Below are 1,626 nucleotides of genomic sequence, written 5' to 3'. Positions count from 1 at the left end.
TCACAGATGCGAATCGCCTTACTCGATTATCTTGCAAAAAAGGATCCTCACCACACTTTAGAGCATTTCCTAGATGATTGCATAAAAAAAACACTGCAGAATGACACCACCTATCTTCGTTATACGTCTAAGACGAAAACCAATCTTGCAAAACTTTTTGAATCACTTTTTTCGATCTCAATCTCTTCTACAATGGAAGACCTCGCTCTTTCTCTGGAACAAAATGGCATCAGTGAACTGAAACAGTTTTTCATGCATTTGCACCAACTTCGATCCATGATGGGTTCGGATAGAGCATCGCTGCTGCAAGAAATTAAAAAAATTCTAGAGCCTCTTGATTCATTGACAGAACAAGTTTTTCATTTTCTTCGAAAAGGACAAAATGCTCTTCTTCTAAAAATATCTCTTTGGGGACATTCATCTCGTTGGGTCACACGAGAAACGACTCTCACAAGGCTTCAAGATCTATTTTCTTCTTCTACTACACCACTACCAGTCGTTCTCCTCACAGATGAAGGAAATCTCTTTCCAATTGGTTGTGTTGAAAAAGACCGTGCAATGATTGCTTGCGGTACAGTTTCTTTAAGGGATTTTTCTAATCGTTTAGAAGCGAACATTAGTCATGAATTAGAAATCATTAGTGTAATTGACCACCACAAAACCTCGATTCAAACTACTACCCCTTCCCTGCTTTATATTGCAGATGTACAAGCCTGTAGTGTTCTCTTGAGTGAGCTCGAAAATCAATCTCTACAACAGTATGGAAAAATGGAAGAATACACAGTTGCTCCAGAACGCAAACTACTTTTTGCTTTTTCCATTTTGGCGGCAATTTTTGATGATACAGATCTGCTTGCAAAAGCAAAAATACGCGATTTTACAGCCGTCTGTGCTCTTCTTTCAGAACTCAGTCACGAACATCTTTCTTGGTCTGCAGGAGCTAGTTTAGATGAAATCCGACAGATGCTTCTCGGTTCTTCCCATGCTTTTGAAATCTATTCCAAGTTCTTCGCTCTTCGTGAAGAGAATATGAAAAAATCTATTGAAAAAGCGGCTCAAAAAGAGTCCTTCGAATTGTTTAGTGATTCAAAGGGGACGCGAGTCCTTATCGGACAAACGAAGCTCTTTCTGAATAACTGGCCGCAATTGAGAAGTCTTCGATCTCAACTTCTCCAGCAATGGTTACGCTTTGGACAATCTAAGGGAGACCATCTGCTTTTCTTTAGTCATGTGATGAGCACAATTTGCAGCGCTGAACAAGTGATCAAAGGGACACCACACCCAAAAGACCACAAAGACCAGCTTTGGCTAGCAGGCAAATCAGAAAAAATGATCGATCAATTTGTGAAAAAAATTCTAGAGCATGAGCTCGCATCTAACGAAGTAGAGATTGAGCTCATCAGCGGAGATGACCACCTTAAAGAAAACAAACAACTCACCACTACATGCAGCAAGTTCACTCAAAACCACATTGATGGGATTACCCAACCTGTTCTTGTGCTACACTTTCCCTTCTAAGATGGAAATCCGAAATTTAGAAGATTTGGAGAAGATTTCTCCCTGTTTTCGTGAAAATTTTGAACGATCTGTGGCAATGGCCATTCTTTCTGAAACACGACGTTTTGA

Annotated in this window: 1 protein-coding gene; it reads left to right on the top strand. The window is 40.0% G+C overall.

Annotated features, from left to right (window positions below):
* Window positions 1–1,518 (top strand): hypothetical protein (locus GCCT14_RS04765; RefSeq protein WP_157952634.1); only part of this gene is annotated, 1,518 nt, incomplete at its 5' end.
* Between the last annotated feature and the right edge of the window lie 108 nt (window positions 1,519–1,626).

This window comes from Candidatus Similichlamydia epinepheli (genome assembly GCF_003056015.1).
Note: the sequence above shows the minus strand (reverse complement) of the source record. Positions and strands in the feature narration are given on the sequence as shown.